The sequence below is a fragment of the Microbacterium sp. genome, assembly GCF_047972865.1.
Taxonomy (GTDB): Bacteria; Actinomycetota; Actinomycetes; order Actinomycetales; family Microbacteriaceae; genus Microbacterium.
Window position 1 is genome coordinate 1 of the sequence record NZ_JBKEAY010000058.1, and the last position, 13,535, is coordinate 13,535.

A 13,535-nucleotide genomic window follows, 5' to 3' on the forward strand; every position below is an offset into this window, starting at 1 on the left:
CGTCGAGGCCACGATAGCGAACCCGCTGATCGACGACCTCTGTCAACTCCGTCTCCACGATCAGATCAAGCGCTGCGGGTCGGGTGCTTCGCCTTGGCCGCCCGCGACGTGCAAGAACCTCGACCTCATCCGAGTCGAACAAGCTCCGACGCGATCCCGCCTCCCCCCGCGTTGTGAGCATCCCGCGGCTGACGTAGGCGTACACGGTATCCAGTTTCACACCCAGCCTCGCCGCGACCTCTCGCGCACTCATATCGGCCATAACCACATCATAATCAACCTTGATTACAGGCAAAGCACGCCCATCACGCTACCTTCCAGCGCGCTTCATCCGTACCCGCCGCCCACATCCACTCCATACCCCCCTCGGGCGCTCGTCCCCGCTGATCATTCGCGGGCATGGACCCGGAGACGGGCGAGGTGTGAATCGTGGCGTGCCGCTATGAACGGAAGACCGGGCAGCGTCAGCAGAGCGAGCGCGAACTGACGATCCGCGCCGAGTTCCACGAGCCGCCCGACCTGGACAAGCTCGGGCGAGCTGCTGATTCGCCTGGCACTCCAGCAAGCGGGATCGTGCCCCGTTCCCCGGATCATTCGCCGTCTCCTACCTGCGGGTCTCCACGAAGGAGCAGGCGGAGAAGGGTGGCCAGGCGGAGGGCTTCTCGATCCCGGCATAGCGCGAGGCGAACCAGCGCAAGGCCGACCAGCTGGGAGCGACAATCATCGAGGAGTTCGTCGACGCGGGTGAATCCGCGCGCAAGGCCGACCGGCCTGAGCTCATGCGGATGATTCAGTACGTGGCCAAGCACAAGACGAAGTACTGCATCGTCCACAAGGTCGCAACCTCGCCACCGAGGTCGTTAAGGGTCTGTCGCAGAAGGCTGCGCAGGGCGGCACCGTGACGAAGGCGCCCATCGGCTACCTCAACGTCGGCGCGCGCGACGACTTCGGGCGGGAAGTACGCGCCGTCGAGGTCGACGAGGAACGAGCCCGACTGGTTCGGTGGGCGTTCCGGGTGTTCGCCTCCGGCGACTGGACGCCCAGCCAGCTCCGCCAAGAGGTGGTGGCGCGGGGCCTCACGACGGCAGCGACGCCGCGGCGACCATCCCGGCCCATCGGTAAGTCGTCGGTGCATCGGATGCTGACCAACCCGCACTACGAGGGCGGCGTCCGCTACCAGGGAGTCACGTACGCGGGAGTGCACGAGGCGATCGTCCCCAACGAGGTGTGGGACCAGGTGCAGACCGCGCTCGGCACGCACCGCTCAGCAGCCGACGCAACGCACGTCCATGAGCACTACTTGAAGGGCGCCGTGTTCTGTGGGCCATGCCGACGCCCTGAGCTGGGCCGCCGAGGCAAAGAAGATGGGCCAGGCGCGAACCGCGACCAAGGGCGGACCCTTGGTCGCAAGTTCACACCTGACCCGTTTGGGGTGAGTAACGGGACTTGAACCCGCGACCCCCTGGACCACAACCAGGTGCTCTACCGACTGAGCTATACCCACCATGTGCCCGACGTGCGGGCAACCACACAAGTGTATTACAGCCCGGCGTCGAACGATGCCACCGTCGCGGCTGATGCCTCGCGGGCGGACTCGCTGGACGGCCCCGGATCGGGGACGAAGACGGCCTGACGATAGTAGGCGAGCTCGCGGATCGATTCGCGGATGTCGGCGAGGGCGCGGTGCCCGCCGTTCTTCTCGGGCGCGTTGAAGAACGCGCGCGGGTACCACCGGCGTGAGAGTTCCTTGATGCTGGAGACATCGACGTTGCGGTAGTGCAGCCAGCGGTCGACTCGGGGCATGTACTTCGCCAGGAACATCCGGTCGGTGCCGATCGTGTTGCCCGCCAGCGGTGCCTTGCCCTCCGGGACGAACTGCTGGATGTACTCCAACGCCCGGAACTCGGCGTCGGCCAGCGAGATGCCCTGCGGAATCTCGTCGAGGAGGCCCGAGTCTTCGTGCATCTTGGTGACGAACGGACCCATGTTCGCCAGGGCCGATGCGTCGGGTCGGATGACGGCCTGAAAACCCGGGTCGAGCATCTGCAGGTCGAAATCGGTGACCACGATCGCGATCTCCACCAGTTCATCGACGGCGAGATCCAGACCGGTCATCTCGCAATCGATCCACACCAGTCGGTCGCTCTCGTACACACCTGCCATCCGCTCAGTCTACTGACGGCGTGCGACACGACCCGCGGACGCTACCCTGGTGGCACGCCCCCGTAGCTCAGTGGATAGAGCGGCGGCCTTCTAATCCGCGGGTCACAGGTTCGAATCCTGTCGGGGGCACGGCATCCTTCCCCCGTGCCTCTGGCGCCGGTGGCCGCCGGGGCGTACGGTCTGAATCATCGGAAGGAGTTCCACCATGAGCACCACTTCGACCACCTCCACCATCTGGGTCGCGTACGGCGCCGAAGGCAATGTCGTCGGTACGATCCGCAAAGCGGACGACACCTATACCGTCACGATGGCCGGCGCCTCGGAGGCGCTGGGAAGCTACCCGACCATGGACATCGCGAAGAACGCGCTCCACGCGCACATGCGGGCCGGTTCGCCCCGCCCGCAATTCCGCGAACACTGATCGGCCCCGTCGCATTCACCAGCTCGCGCGGCGCTCACGACGAGGGTTCGGGTGCGGTCGCGGGCGGCCGTGCCGGGCGCTCCATCCACCGCAGTGCCAGGTGCACCAGTGGTCCGATCAGCACCGCGAACAGAACCGTCCCCAGTCCGACGGTGCCGCCCAGCAGCCACCCCGCCAGTAACACGGTGGCTTCGACCCCGAACCGGCAGGCCCACAGCGGCCATCCGAATCGGTCGTGCAATCCGGTCATCAGCCCGTCGCGCGGACCCGGTCCGAGGTGTGCCCCGATGTACAGGCCGGAGGCCGCGGCCACGACGACCACTCCGGCGACGAACACGGCCACCTGCACCAGGAAACCCTCGACGGCCGGCAGCAGCGGGAGCGTGAGCTGGATGCTGGTGCCCACCAGCAGGATGTTCCCGATCGTGCCGATGCCGGGGCGCTGTCGCAACGGAATCCACAGCAGCATGACGAGGAACCCGACGATGTTCGTGATCCACCCGATGCCGATCCCGGTCTGCTGCGACAGTCCTTGCGCCAGCACCGTCCACGGGTCCAGCCCGATGCCCGCGCGGACGGTGATCGCCGTGCCCACGCCGAACAGCACGAGCCCGACCACCAGCCGGACCAGTCGCAACGCCATGGAAGCCATCCAACCGCATGCCAAGCCGAGCGGCGCCGCCGCACGGTCAGCCGCGGAGTGCGGCGACCGCGTCGACGGGCGACCAGAACTCGCCCACGGCGACGAACCCGCCCGAACCGGCGCGGAATCGTTTCGCACGGTACCGTCGTGATCCGTTGACGTCGCGCGCGTCCAGGTTTCCCCACACTCGCCCCCGCGCATCGAGAACGCGCCACGCGCGTTCACCCACCGAGAGCAGTCGCACCTCGCGCCCGGCCACAACGAGGGCCGCATCCGCCCTTGTTCCTGTGCTGCTGGTCCCCGTGCTGCTGACCGTGCTGCTGGTCCTCATCGTCCCCACCTCCTTCGCACAGGCTAGGCGTGGGTTCCGACATCGCGTCGTCCGGGCCGCGGCGCCGTCTCGTCCTCCACCGGCTGCGATTTCGGCGCGTTGCGCACAATCGCGGCGCGGGCAGGCCCGTGGGTCGTCGTGTCGGCGTTCACTGGGTGCAGCTCCGGCGCCCGACGGGCACCGGGCGCCGGAGCAGGCCGCGGGACCGTCCCGCGGGGAAGGAGATCATCATGGCCGAGCACATCACCCTGGTCGGAACGGTCGGCACCGTTCCCGAACGGCGCAGCACCCACTCGGGGCTCGCGATCGCGGGCTTCCGCATCGCCTGCAACCGCACGCGGTGGGATCGCACGACGAGCACGTGGGTTGACGACGGCACGAGCTGGTATTCCGTGTCCGCCTACCGGTCGCTGGCCGAGAACGTTCTGGAATCGGTCAGCAAGGGCGAGCGCGTCATCGTCACGGGCCGGTTGCGGCTGAAGGAATGGGAGGCGAACGGACGCCGGGGCGTTGACGCGGAGCTCGACGCCGACGCGATCGGCCACGACTTGCTGTGGGGCGTGACGACCTACCGCAGAACCGCGGGAGCCCGCAGCGAGGCCGCCGCCCCGACCCGCCCCCACGAGGGCTGGGCTGCCCCGGGCGCCGACCACGCCGTCGAGGAGTGGCAGACGGCTGGTCCGGGTGAGCCAGGTGGTGTGGACGGGCCGCCGGATGCCGCGGCTCCGACGGGTCCGGCAGAGTCGGAGTGGGCACCCGCCGAGACGGTCCCGTTCTGAGCGAGTCGCGCCGTGCGGCGCGGGACGCGGCCTAAAGTAGCAGGGTGCACCCCCGTCGTTGGCTCCCGGTCGTCGCCGTCTGCCAGGTGACCGCGCTGGCCGCGCTGGTCGCGTGCACGCCGACCGCGGAGCCGAGCCCAACCGCGACGACGATGCCGTCGCCCTCGGCGACGGCGACGGCCGATCCGGTCGAGTTCTTCCCGAACGGATCGGCGACCGACAACCTGCCGCTATTCCGCCACCTCGTGAAGCAGGTCGCTGAATCCAGCGACACCGTGGCCGGGCGCGCCTACATCGATGCGCTCGTCGAGGCTGGCTTCGACAAGGACGCGATGCAACTCACGCCCGATCAGACTTCCGTGGGCCACGCGGTGGATGCCATCCAGTTCTCGGTGCTGTGGGACGGGGAATGCCTCGTCGGGCAGGTGGGGCCGTCGACGCCCGAGCCGACCGCGATCGTGCTGCCCGAACTGCCCGAGGGTGGATGCCTGGTGGGCCAGACGCGCCCGATCGACTGGTGACCGCAGGTCCCGAGGCGTGACGCGGGTGCCCGCGCCGCCCGCGTAGACTTGGCCCGTTATGGCTGAGTACATCTATCAGATGGTCCGCGCCCGCAAAAAGGTGGGCGACAAGCTGATCCTCGACGACGTCACGATGGCGTTCCTGCCGGGGGCGAAGATCGGCATGGTGGGCCCCAACGGCGCCGGAAAGTCGACGATCCTGAAGATCATGGCGGGTCTGGACCAGCCCTCGAACGGAGACGCGACGCTGAGCCCCGGGTTCACCGTCGGCATCCTCATGCAGGAGCCCGAGCTCGACGAGTCCAAGACCGTGCGGGAGAACATCGAGGAGGGCGTCGCGATCAAGGGGAAGCTCGACCGCTTCAACGAGATCTCCGCGCTGATGAGCGACCCCGACGCCGACTTCGACACGTTGCTGGCGGAGATGGGCACGCTGCAGGAGGAGATCGACGCCGCCGACGCGTGGGACCTCGACTCTCAGCTCGAGCAGGCGATGCACGCGCTGCGAACACCACCCGGCGACGCCGCTGTATCTCACCTGTCCGGTGGCGAGAAGCGTCGCGTCGCGCTCACCAAGCTCCTGCTGCAAAAGCCCGACCTGCTGCTGCTGGACGAGCCCACCAACCACCTGGACGCCGAGAGCGTGCTGTGGCTGGAGCAGCACCTGCAGAAGTACCCAGGCGCCGTCATCGCCATCACCCACGACCGGTACTTCCTCGACAACGTCGCCGAGTGGATCGCCGAGGTCGACCGGGGCCGGCTCATCGGGTACGAAGGCAACTACTCGACCTACCTGGAGAAGAAGCGTGAGCGCCTCGACATCCAGGGCAAGAAGGATGCCAAGCTCGCCAAGCGGCTGGCCGAAGAGCTTGACTGGGTGCGCTCCAACGCCAAGGGCCGGCAAGCCAAGTCGAAGGCGCGCCTGGCGCGCTATGAGGAGATGGCCGCTGAGGCCGAGCGCACGCGCAAGCTCGACTTCGAGGAGATCCAGATCCCGCCCGGGCCGCGCCTGGGGAACGTGGTGATCGAAGCCAAGAAGCTGCAGAAGGGCTTCGACGGCCGGTCGTTGATTGACGGACTGAGCTTTAGCCTGCCTCCCAACGGCATTGTGGGGGTGATCGGTCCCAACGGCGTGGGCAAGACGACGCTGTTCAAGACCATCGTCGGGCTGGAACCGCTCGACGGCGGTGACCTGAAGATCGGCGAGACCGTCAAGATCAGCTACGTCGACCAGTCCCGCGCGAACATCGATCCGCAGAAGACCTTGTGGGAGGTCGTCAGCGACGGCCTCGACATCATCACCGTCGGCAAGACGGAGATCCCCTCCCGCGCCTACGTCTCCAAGTTCGGCTTCAAGGGCCCCGATCAGCAGAAGAAGGCGGGCGTGCTCTCCGGTGGTGAGCGCAACCGGCTGAACCTGGCCCTCACTCTCAAGGAGGGCGGCAACCTGCTGCTGCTGGACGAGCCCACCAACGACCTCGACGTCGAGACCCTGCAGTCGTTGGAGAACGCGCTGCTGGAGTTTCCCGGCTGCGCCGTGGTCATCACCCACGACCGGTGGTTCCTCGATCGGATCGCCACGCACATCCTCGCGTACGAGGGCACCGAGGACGACCCGGACACGTGGCACTGGTTCGAGGGCAACTTCGAGGCCTACGAGGCGAACAAAATCGAGCGGCTCGGGCCCGACGCCGCCAACCCCGCGAAGTCGACGTACCGCAAGCTCACGCGTGACTGACGGCGGCGTACGCCTGCACATCCCGATCGCGCTGCGGTGGGGTGACCTGGACGCGTTCGCCCACGTCAACAACGCGACCATGTTGCGCCTGCTCGAAGAGGCCCGTATTCGCGCGTTCTGGGCGCCGCTGCCGGGTGAGGATGCCCCGCCGACGGCGGTGATCGACTCGGGGGCGGACTCGGGTGTGCAGATGTTCGTGGCGCGGCAGGAGATCGACTACCTCGCCCCGGTGCCGTACCGGCGCCCACCGCTGGATGTGCAGATGTGGTTCGGTGCGCTCGGCGGCTCCAGCGCCGACGTCTGCTACGAAGTGTTCTCGTCGCCTCCCGGAGGCGAACCGACGCTGCACGTGCGCGCGACCACCGTCGTCGTCGTCGTCGACGCCGCTTCGGGCTCACCCACCCGGCTCACCGCCGAGATGCGGGCGGCGTGGGCGCCCTACGTCGGCGTGCCGCTGCGCTACCGCGGTCGCCCCTGACAGGCGAGTCAGCGAGCGACCAGCGCCGCCTGGATCTCGCGCACGACGTCACCGAGGAGTCCGGTCGATAGGAGCCCGGGGCTCAGTGGTCCGCTGCGGTCCTGGCCGACCGGCGGGAGCAGGCGCAGCGCCACCCGCACGTCACCGTCGGTCTGCGCCAGCTGCCACTGCACCTCGTCGTGGGCGGCCTCGGGACGATCGGGAGCGGCGAGGGCGATCGCCTTCGCCGCGTACGCGGCGGCACCCAGGGCGTGGGCGCCCATGTGCGCCACGGCCGATGCCTGCCCTGCGGCACGCGCGGCCGCACGGGCGACGGCGGTGTGGGCCGACCTGGCCGCGCCGCTGGCCAGCCCCCGATGCCGGATCTCGTCGGCGGTGCGCAGCTCTCCGCGGCTGTACGCGCGCGCGCGGTCGATCGCGTCGCGCACCCGCGGATCGTGTGGTTCTGCCGCGTCGAACAGAGGGAAGACGTGCTCGGCGCACTCCGCCGCCCACGCGGCGACGGTGCGTCTGTCAGATTCGCTCAACGCCTGCGGTGAGGCCATGCCTCCACTGTTTCACGCTTTTCGCGCGCCGTGGCTGTGTTACGGCCCGGAATCGACGTGCGGACAACGTCAGGAACGAGCCGGGACGCGCACCATGATCTCTTGCGCGACGGAGGCGACGAGGACTCCGTCGCGGGTGAAGATGCGCCCGGTCGCCATGCCGCGGCCGGCGCGCGCGCTCGGCGACTCCTGGACGTAGAGCAGCCACTCGTCGACGCGGCCCGGCCGGTGCCACCACATCGCGTGGTCCAGGCTCGCGACGCGCAGACCGGGCATCGCCCACGGCACGTCGTGCGCGCGGAGGACCGCGTCCTGAATCGTCATGTCGCTCAGGTACGCGAGCACCGCACGATGCAGCCCGGGGTCGTCGCCGATCGGGGCGCGTGTGCGCATCCACACCGCCTGCCGGGGAAGGTGCGCGGGGTCGTCCTCGTCGCGGACGGGGGCCTCCACTCGTCGCGCGTCGATGGGACGCTCAGCCCACCCTCGCCGGCTGAACGGGTGACCCTCGAGCTGCTCCATCCCCGGCAGTCCCTCCGGGTCCGGCACGCCGGCGGGCATCGCCGCCTGGTGGTCGAGCCCCTCGTCCTCGTGCTCGAAGGACGCGATCATCGAGAAGATCGGCACCCCCGCCTGGAACGCCTGGGTACGACGCGTCGCGAACGATCGGCCGTCGTGGATGCGGTCGACGCTGAAGGTGATGCCGGCGTTGGCATCGCCCGGCCGGAGGAAGTAGCCGTGCATCGAGTGGGGCACGCGATCGGGCGGCGCCGTGCGTTGCGCCGCGATCACGGCCTGGGCGAGCACCTGACCCCCGAAGACACGACCTCCTGGCATCGGCTGCGACGCACCGGTGAAGATGTCCTCCGTGGTGCGTGCGCCGCTGTCGACCAGATCCAGCACCGACAGCATGCCGGCGACGGTGTCGCGGGGTTCGGCCACCTCGGCTCCTCAGCTTCTCGGGTCTGGAGACTGCTTGCTAGTTTAGGGCGGTGAGCGAGCGCCTGATCTTCCTCGATGCGGAGACCGCCGCGGACGCGCTCACCTTCTCCGGCCGCGCCGCTGCCGTCGGCGACGGCACCGTCCGGCTCCGTGCCGTGGATGGGGTGCTGGCCATGACGTGCGCGCCGCTGGCGCCGGTGACGCTCCTCGACGACACCCCGACGGTGATCGGCATGCGCGCCCTTCCGGTCGACCCGGAACTGGTGTGCGACCTGGTGGTCGAGGCGAGCGCGCTGACCCCGACGGGTGCGGCTTCGGTCGTGCTGCCGGAGGTGGCGGTGTCGGTTCCGTGGGCGGGCATCGCCCCGCCGCGCGCCGGCTGGGAGCGCGTGGGGATGATCGACTCCGCCGTGATCGAGGCGCGGGCCGCGTGGGGATCCGCTGCCGTCGCCCGCGCGCTGCCGTCCCACCCGGGCGAAGACGTCGTGCGCACGGTTCGCGCGTCGGTATGGGGGGAGGCCGACGATGACCTGGGCGGTCTGCCGCGCGGTGTCGCGTTCGCGGCGCGTGCGCTCGGGTTCCTCGGTGAGGGCGAACCGGCGGGTCGGTTCCGTGCCGGACCCTGGTCTCGGGTCAGTCTGCGGCGCGGACACGTCCTCAGCCGCCGCCGGACGACGTCCGGGTTGACGCAGGTCCGGGCGACCGGGGGACGCTGACGCGCCGCCGGCCGCCCGGACTCGTCAGTGGCCGTGACCGTCGACGATCACGATCTCCGCGGGTGCGTGAGGGAGGGCGCCGGTCGTTTCGATCTGGCCGGTGCTCACATCGACCTTGTGGATGGACTGGGTGGCCGGCTCGGTCACATACGCGGTGCCGTCGGCGGTCGCCAGAGCGGGATGCGGCAGCTGCCACTCCTCGGGTCCCTCCCAGGGGGCGATGACGTCCCAGGAGTCGAGGACGTCACCGGTCACCTCGTCGATGACGTAGAGTTTGCCGTCCGAGCTCAGCACGACGGCGTTGCTGTCCGCGTCACGGCCGACACCGCGCCAGGTGTAGCTCGCCCCGTCGGGAAGATCGACGACCTTCAGGGTTTCGTCGGCGGTGTCGATCAGCGTGATCGCGGTGAGCAGGTACCCCTCCTGATCGGGGTCGTTCTTGTAGTCGCCGACCGCGATCTCGCTGGTGGCGTCGGTGTACATGTTGCCGACGCGGCCGAACTCGTCCGGGGACGTCAGCTTCACGAACTCCCCGTCGTGGTAGATGAACGGCCCGGTGTGGCAGCCGATCACGACGGTCTCGCCGGTCACGGTGCCCTCGCCGTGCAGTCCGGGGCAGTCCTCGAACCGGGTGATCTCCTCGCCCGCGGCGTCGAGCACGTGCACGCCCCAAGCCCCGTCCTCCGCGGTGCCGAGGGTTGTCACGAGGCTGCCGTCCGACAGCGGTACCGCGACACCGTGGTGGGCGTGCTCGGAGGCCACTGTCTCGACGGGCGGGAGCGCATCGTCGGTGACGGCGTTCGTGTCGAACAGCGTCACATCACCGGTGCCGTCGGCGAACAGGGCCGTCCGGCCGTCATGGGCCACGGCGTGCGAGCCCGACTGCGCCGGGAAGACGACGTCGGTCAGCTCGGCGGTGCCGGAGACCAGGCCGGTGTCGAGCACCTGGAAACCTGCGGCGGTCGTGACGAACACGTGGCCGTTGGTGTCGCCGGCGGTGTTGATGCGCACGTACTCGTCGACGGGGATGTCGGCGATCGTCTCGAGTGTGTCGCCGTCGACGACCAGAAGCCCGCCCTCGTACGTGAGCGCGATACGGGGGCCGCCGGCCGGTTCGGCCTGCGCGGTCTCGTCCGCGGTGGTGTCGGTGGATGCGGGAGTGGCGCTGCTGCATCCGGCCAGCGCCACCGCGGCGACGGTCGCGACGGCGCCCCACAGCAGCCGGTGGTGAACGGTGCGGGTCATGTGTTTTCTTCTTTCCTTCTTGGGGGAGGGGCCCTCGGGCCCCGGGACATCAGCCGACGAGCGCGAGGTCTTCGGGGGACGACGCGGCGACGGTGACGGCGGTGAGTTCGGTGTCGCGGTAGTCGACGATCGCGACGACGTCGTCGTCGGCGCCGAGCACGTAGACGCCGTCGTCATCGGTGACCATCCGGATCGAAGGGGACGGTTCCGCCCGCGCCGAACGGGGCACGATCGGCGCGGAGGTCGCGCGTACCGCGCCATCGTGGTCGACGGTGACCGCGCGTCCCTCGGCGTCCACGGCGACCGCCGCCACTTCGTCATCGTCGACGCCGATCGCGGCCCGGAGCGGTGCGACCGTCTCGGCGGACGTCCACACGTGGTTTCGGACATCGAGGCGCCACAGATCCCCTGCCGCGCCGATTCCCACGAGTGCGTCACCGTGCCCACGGAGCAACGCCGGTCCGGCCGCCGCGGGCAGCGGAACGGTGTCGAACGCGAGCTCGCCGCGCGTCCGAGTCGTCACGACCGCGGCGTCCGCACACAGGAAGACCGCCGCGGCGTCGGTCACCTCGACGTCCCGGGGTTCGGGGCACGGCGCCGTGGGGGCCATCCGCTCGCCGTCCGCGTCGAAAGCCGCGATCACGGTGTCCTCGCCCTCGCGCACCGTCACGAGCGTCACACCCGCGTACGGCGTCGCGCGCAGGCCCTCGTGCGCGGCCGTCGCGATGACCTGCGGCTCGCCGATCTCACCGTCGGCGAGGGTCTCGGCATCGAGGACGTACACGGTCCCCTCGGCGGGGAAGGCGACGGTCGTGTCATAGACGGTCGACCGCACGTGCGCCGGACCGGTCCCGGTGATCGCACCGGAGATCTCGCGGCTGGGCGCGCGATACGAATGAGTGTGCTCGCCGTGCGGCGCCGTCCACACACCCGAGTCGACGACATCGATGCGTGTGTGCGCGCCGTCACCGGACACGCGGAACAGAAAACGTCCGTCGCTGCGCAGGGCGGTGACCTCCGTGTGCGCGCCGCCGGCGATCGCGGCGGGCGGTGTCGTCTCCACGAGGTTCGTCAGGGTCAGCGCACCGGCGGAGTCGACGACGGCCAGACTGCGCTGCGCCCGCGCGACCTCCTCGGGGCCGGCGACGGCGGTCGCCGACTCCTCGCGCGGTTGCGGTGTCGCCGCGGGGGTCGCCGCACACCCGTTCAGCAGGATCACCCCGCACGCGCTCGCCGCAAAGGCCAGGTGCGCGCGGACGGCGGGGAGGGGGGACGGGAGCACTCCTCCAGTGTAATGAGAATTATTCTCAATTGAGGTGGCGGGAGCGATGGGCGTGCCGGCGGACACGCGGTGGCGTGGCCGACGAACGGCCTCGCCACGCACGACGAGCAGGCATCCGTCACCTCGCCGAGGCCGCTCCCGACCGTTCCTCCCACCCCCCCGATACGCGGGGAAGTCGCGGCGCGGGTTGGTCAGTCGGACGGCTCGCCGTCCGCAGGTCGAGCGGGCTCGGTCCGCAACGGCAGGGTTGCGCGTCCGGGGTCGCCGCCGGCCGGCTCGAACGTGTTCACCATGGCATGCGCGGCGCGCTCCAGATAGTCCCAGAGTGTCGCTTCGTGAAGCGGGGAGAGCCCGAGGTCGTCGACGGCGACGCGCATGTGCGCGAGCCAGCGGTCGCGTGCGGCCGGATCGACGTGGAACGGTGCGTGCCGCATACGCAGGCGCGGATGGCCACGCCGCTCGCTGTAGGTCGCCGGTCCGCCCCAATACTGCTCCAGGAACATCCGCAACCGCTCGGCCGCCGGCCCCAGGTCCTCCTCGGGATACATCGGCCGCAGCGCCTCGTCGTCGGCGACGCCGCGGTAGAAGGTCTCGACCAGGCGGGCGAACGTGGCGTGCCCGCCGACCTCGTCGTAAAAGCTGCGCGTCGTCGTCATGCGGGAGTGTCCTCGTCGGTGTCGTCGGATGTCGCGTCGAGGTGGGCGGCCCGCCGCGACTTCCAGAAACCGCGGGCGGCCGGTGCGGGCGTCGGTTTCGTCGTGGGCGGGTTGGCGCCGCGCACCCGTTGGACGGCATCCGATCCGGTCAGCGTGACCGTCTCCAGCCGCGGCAGCGGGATGCCCTCCTCGCCGAGGGCGTTCTTGAGCCGCACGCGCAGCTCGTGGGCCACGTCGTCGCGCGCGTTCGCGCGCGTCTTCATCACCAGCCGGATCACGAGGACGTCGCCCGCGATCGACTCCAGGCCCCAGACCTCGGGTTCGTCCACGATCCGCGTGCGCCACTTGGGGGTCGTGGCGAGTGCGGCAGCGGCATCGAGCATCGCCCGTTCCACCGCGGCCACGTCGACGGAGGCGGGGACCGAGACGTCGACGACCACCCGGGACCAGCCCTGCGACATGTTGCCGATGCGGGTGATCTCGCCGTTGCGCACATACCAGAGCGTGCCGTTGACATCACGCACGTGAGTCACCCGGACGCTCACGTACTCCACAATGCCCGTCGCCAGGCCCAGATCGACGACGTCGCCGATGCCGATCTGGTCCTCGGCGACGAGGAAGATGCCGTTGAGCACGTCCTTGACGATGTTCTGTGCGCCGAAGCCGAGTCCGGCCCCCACCGCCGCCGACAGCAGCGCGAACGAGCCCAACGCGCCGGGCGCCAGGACGTTGACGATGAGCAGTGCGCCCACCGCCACGACCGCGACGTTGACGATGTTCTGGAGGATGGACCCGAGCGTGTGGGTGCGCTGCACGAGGCGCATCTCGGCGAGCGGGGAGTGCTCGAGCGCCCGCGTGTCCACGACGTTCGCCTTCGTCTTCGCGCTGGACACGATTCTTGCGACGATGCGCCGGATCATGATCCGCAACAGCCAGGCGATCAGGATGCCACCCAGCACGATGCCGATGACGGCGAGCAGGTCGGAGCCGGCTTCGGTCAGCCAAGCCGTCACGACCTGCCACAGGTCGCCGGGGGCGGGTTCCTCAACGGGGGACGTCGTGCTCATCGCCACGA

At 69.7% G+C, this 13,535-nt stretch carries 17 protein-coding genes and 2 tRNA genes; 9 read left to right on the forward strand and 10 right to left on the reverse strand.

Annotated features, from left to right (window positions below; genetic code table 11):
* Positions 1–722: 722 nt before the first annotated feature.
* Entirely contained in the window at positions 723–902 is a 180-nt protein-coding gene (locus ACK5KK_RS03320; protein ID WP_416888710.1) for a recombinase family protein, read from the forward strand.
* Positions 899–1,450 (forward strand): recombinase family protein, encoded by a 552-nt coding sequence (locus ACK5KK_RS03325; RefSeq protein ID WP_416888670.1) that lies wholly within the window; start codon positions 899–901, stop codon positions 1,448–1,450. The genes ACK5KK_RS03320 and ACK5KK_RS03325 overlap by 4 nt, the downstream gene beginning before the upstream one ends.
* Here ACK5KK_RS03325 and ACK5KK_RS03330 read toward each other — a convergent pair.
* Both ACK5KK_RS03330 and orn read right to left on the reverse strand, forming a co-directional pair.
* A tRNA-His gene (locus ACK5KK_RS03330) sits at positions 1,429–1,504 on the reverse strand. The two genes, ACK5KK_RS03325 and ACK5KK_RS03330, sit on opposite strands and share 22 nt — an antisense overlap.
* Before the next feature lie 35 nt (positions 1,505–1,539).
* Positions 1,540–2,163: an oligoribonuclease gene (orn, locus tag ACK5KK_RS03335; protein ID WP_416888671.1), complete on the reverse strand. Its 624-nt coding sequence runs from the start codon at positions 2,161–2,163 to the stop codon at positions 1,540–1,542.
* A 56-nt stretch (positions 2,164–2,219) separates the two neighbouring features.
* Between orn and ACK5KK_RS03340 the strand changes: the two genes are divergently transcribed.
* Positions 2,220–2,292: transfer RNA gene (locus ACK5KK_RS03340), tRNA-Arg, on the forward strand.
* 76 nt (positions 2,293–2,368) lie between these two features.
* Entirely contained in the window at positions 2,369–2,584 is a 216-nt protein-coding gene (locus tag ACK5KK_RS03345) for a methyltransferase (RefSeq protein ID WP_416888672.1), read from the forward strand.
* A 34-nt stretch (positions 2,585–2,618) separates the two neighbouring features.
* Here the strand turns inward: ACK5KK_RS03345 and ACK5KK_RS03350 are convergent, their stop codons facing one another.
* The gene (locus ACK5KK_RS03350) at positions 2,619–3,227 is read right to left on the reverse strand and encodes a YczE/YyaS/YitT family protein (protein ID WP_416888673.1); all 609 of its coding nucleotides are present in this window, start codon (positions 3,225–3,227) and stop codon (positions 2,619–2,621) included.
* 46 nt (positions 3,228–3,273) lie between these two features.
* The gene (locus ACK5KK_RS03355) at positions 3,274–3,558 is read right to left on the reverse strand and encodes a hypothetical protein (protein WP_416888674.1); all 285 of its coding nucleotides are present in this window, start codon (positions 3,556–3,558) and stop codon (positions 3,274–3,276) included.
* 230 nt (positions 3,559–3,788) lie between these two features.
* Here ACK5KK_RS03355 and ssb point away from each other — a divergent pair, with 230 nt between their 5' ends.
* Genes ssb through ACK5KK_RS03375 form a run of 4 tightly spaced genes read left to right on the forward strand, consistent with a single transcriptional unit; the run spans position 3,789 to position 7,074 of the window.
* Positions 3,789–4,337 carry a single-stranded DNA-binding protein gene (ssb, locus tag ACK5KK_RS03360; RefSeq protein WP_416888675.1) on the forward strand — a complete coding sequence of 183 codons (549 nt, stop codon included), beginning with the start codon at positions 3,789–3,791 and terminating at the stop codon, positions 4,335–4,337.
* A 44-nt stretch (positions 4,338–4,381) separates the two neighbouring features.
* Positions 4,382–4,858, forward strand: a complete 477-nt coding sequence (locus ACK5KK_RS03365; protein ID WP_416888676.1) for a DUF6993 domain-containing protein — start codon at positions 4,382–4,384, stop codon at positions 4,856–4,858.
* Between the two features lie 58 nt (positions 4,859–4,916).
* A complete protein-coding gene (gene ettA / locus ACK5KK_RS03370; protein ID WP_416888677.1) occupies positions 4,917–6,596 on the forward strand; it encodes an energy-dependent translational throttle protein EttA in 1,680 nt (559 codons plus the stop codon).
* Positions 6,589–7,074, forward strand: a complete 486-nt coding sequence (locus tag ACK5KK_RS03375) for an acyl-CoA thioesterase (protein WP_416888678.1) — start codon at positions 6,589–6,591, stop codon at positions 7,072–7,074. Before ettA ends, ACK5KK_RS03375 begins: the two co-directional genes overlap by 8 nt.
* Positions 7,075–7,082: 8 nt before the next feature.
* On the opposite strand, the gene ACK5KK_RS03380 is transcribed toward ACK5KK_RS03375, so the two are convergent.
* The gene (locus ACK5KK_RS03380; protein WP_416888679.1) at positions 7,083–7,619 is read right to left on the reverse strand and encodes a putative immunity protein; all 537 of its coding nucleotides are present in this window, start codon (positions 7,617–7,619) and stop codon (positions 7,083–7,085) included.
* A 69-nt stretch (positions 7,620–7,688) separates the two neighbouring features.
* Positions 7,689–8,531: an acyl-CoA thioesterase gene (locus ACK5KK_RS03385; protein WP_416888711.1), complete on the reverse strand. Its 843-nt coding sequence runs from the start codon at positions 8,529–8,531 to the stop codon at positions 7,689–7,691.
* Positions 8,532–8,611: 80 nt separating this feature from the next.
* Here ACK5KK_RS03385 and ACK5KK_RS03390 point away from each other — a divergent pair, with 80 nt between their 5' ends.
* On the forward strand, positions 8,612–9,277 hold the full coding sequence (locus ACK5KK_RS03390; protein ID WP_416888680.1) for a hypothetical protein: 666 nt from the start codon (positions 8,612–8,614) through the stop codon (positions 9,275–9,277).
* 24 nt (positions 9,278–9,301) lie between these two features.
* Here ACK5KK_RS03390 and ACK5KK_RS03395 read toward each other — a convergent pair whose 3' ends face one another.
* The 4 genes from ACK5KK_RS03395 to ACK5KK_RS03410 form a co-directional block, all read right to left on the reverse strand.
* Positions 9,302–10,522 carry a hypothetical protein gene (locus ACK5KK_RS03395; RefSeq protein WP_416888681.1) on the reverse strand — a complete coding sequence of 407 codons (1,221 nt, stop codon included), beginning with the start codon at positions 10,520–10,522 and terminating at the stop codon, positions 9,302–9,304.
* 49 nt (positions 10,523–10,571) lie between these two features.
* The gene (locus ACK5KK_RS03400; RefSeq protein ID WP_416888682.1) at positions 10,572–11,804 is read right to left on the reverse strand and encodes a hypothetical protein; all 1,233 of its coding nucleotides are present in this window, start codon (positions 11,802–11,804) and stop codon (positions 10,572–10,574) included.
* A gap of 191 nt (positions 11,805–11,995) precedes the next feature.
* A complete protein-coding gene (locus ACK5KK_RS03405; RefSeq protein ID WP_416888683.1) occupies positions 11,996–12,460 on the reverse strand; it encodes a globin in 465 nt (154 codons plus the stop codon).
* Positions 12,457–13,527, reverse strand: coding sequence for a mechanosensitive ion channel family protein (locus tag ACK5KK_RS03410; protein WP_416888684.1), 1,071 nt, complete (start codon positions 13,525–13,527; stop codon positions 12,457–12,459). The genes ACK5KK_RS03405 and ACK5KK_RS03410 overlap by 4 nt, the downstream gene beginning before the upstream one ends.
* Between the last annotated feature and the right edge of the window lie 8 nt (positions 13,528–13,535).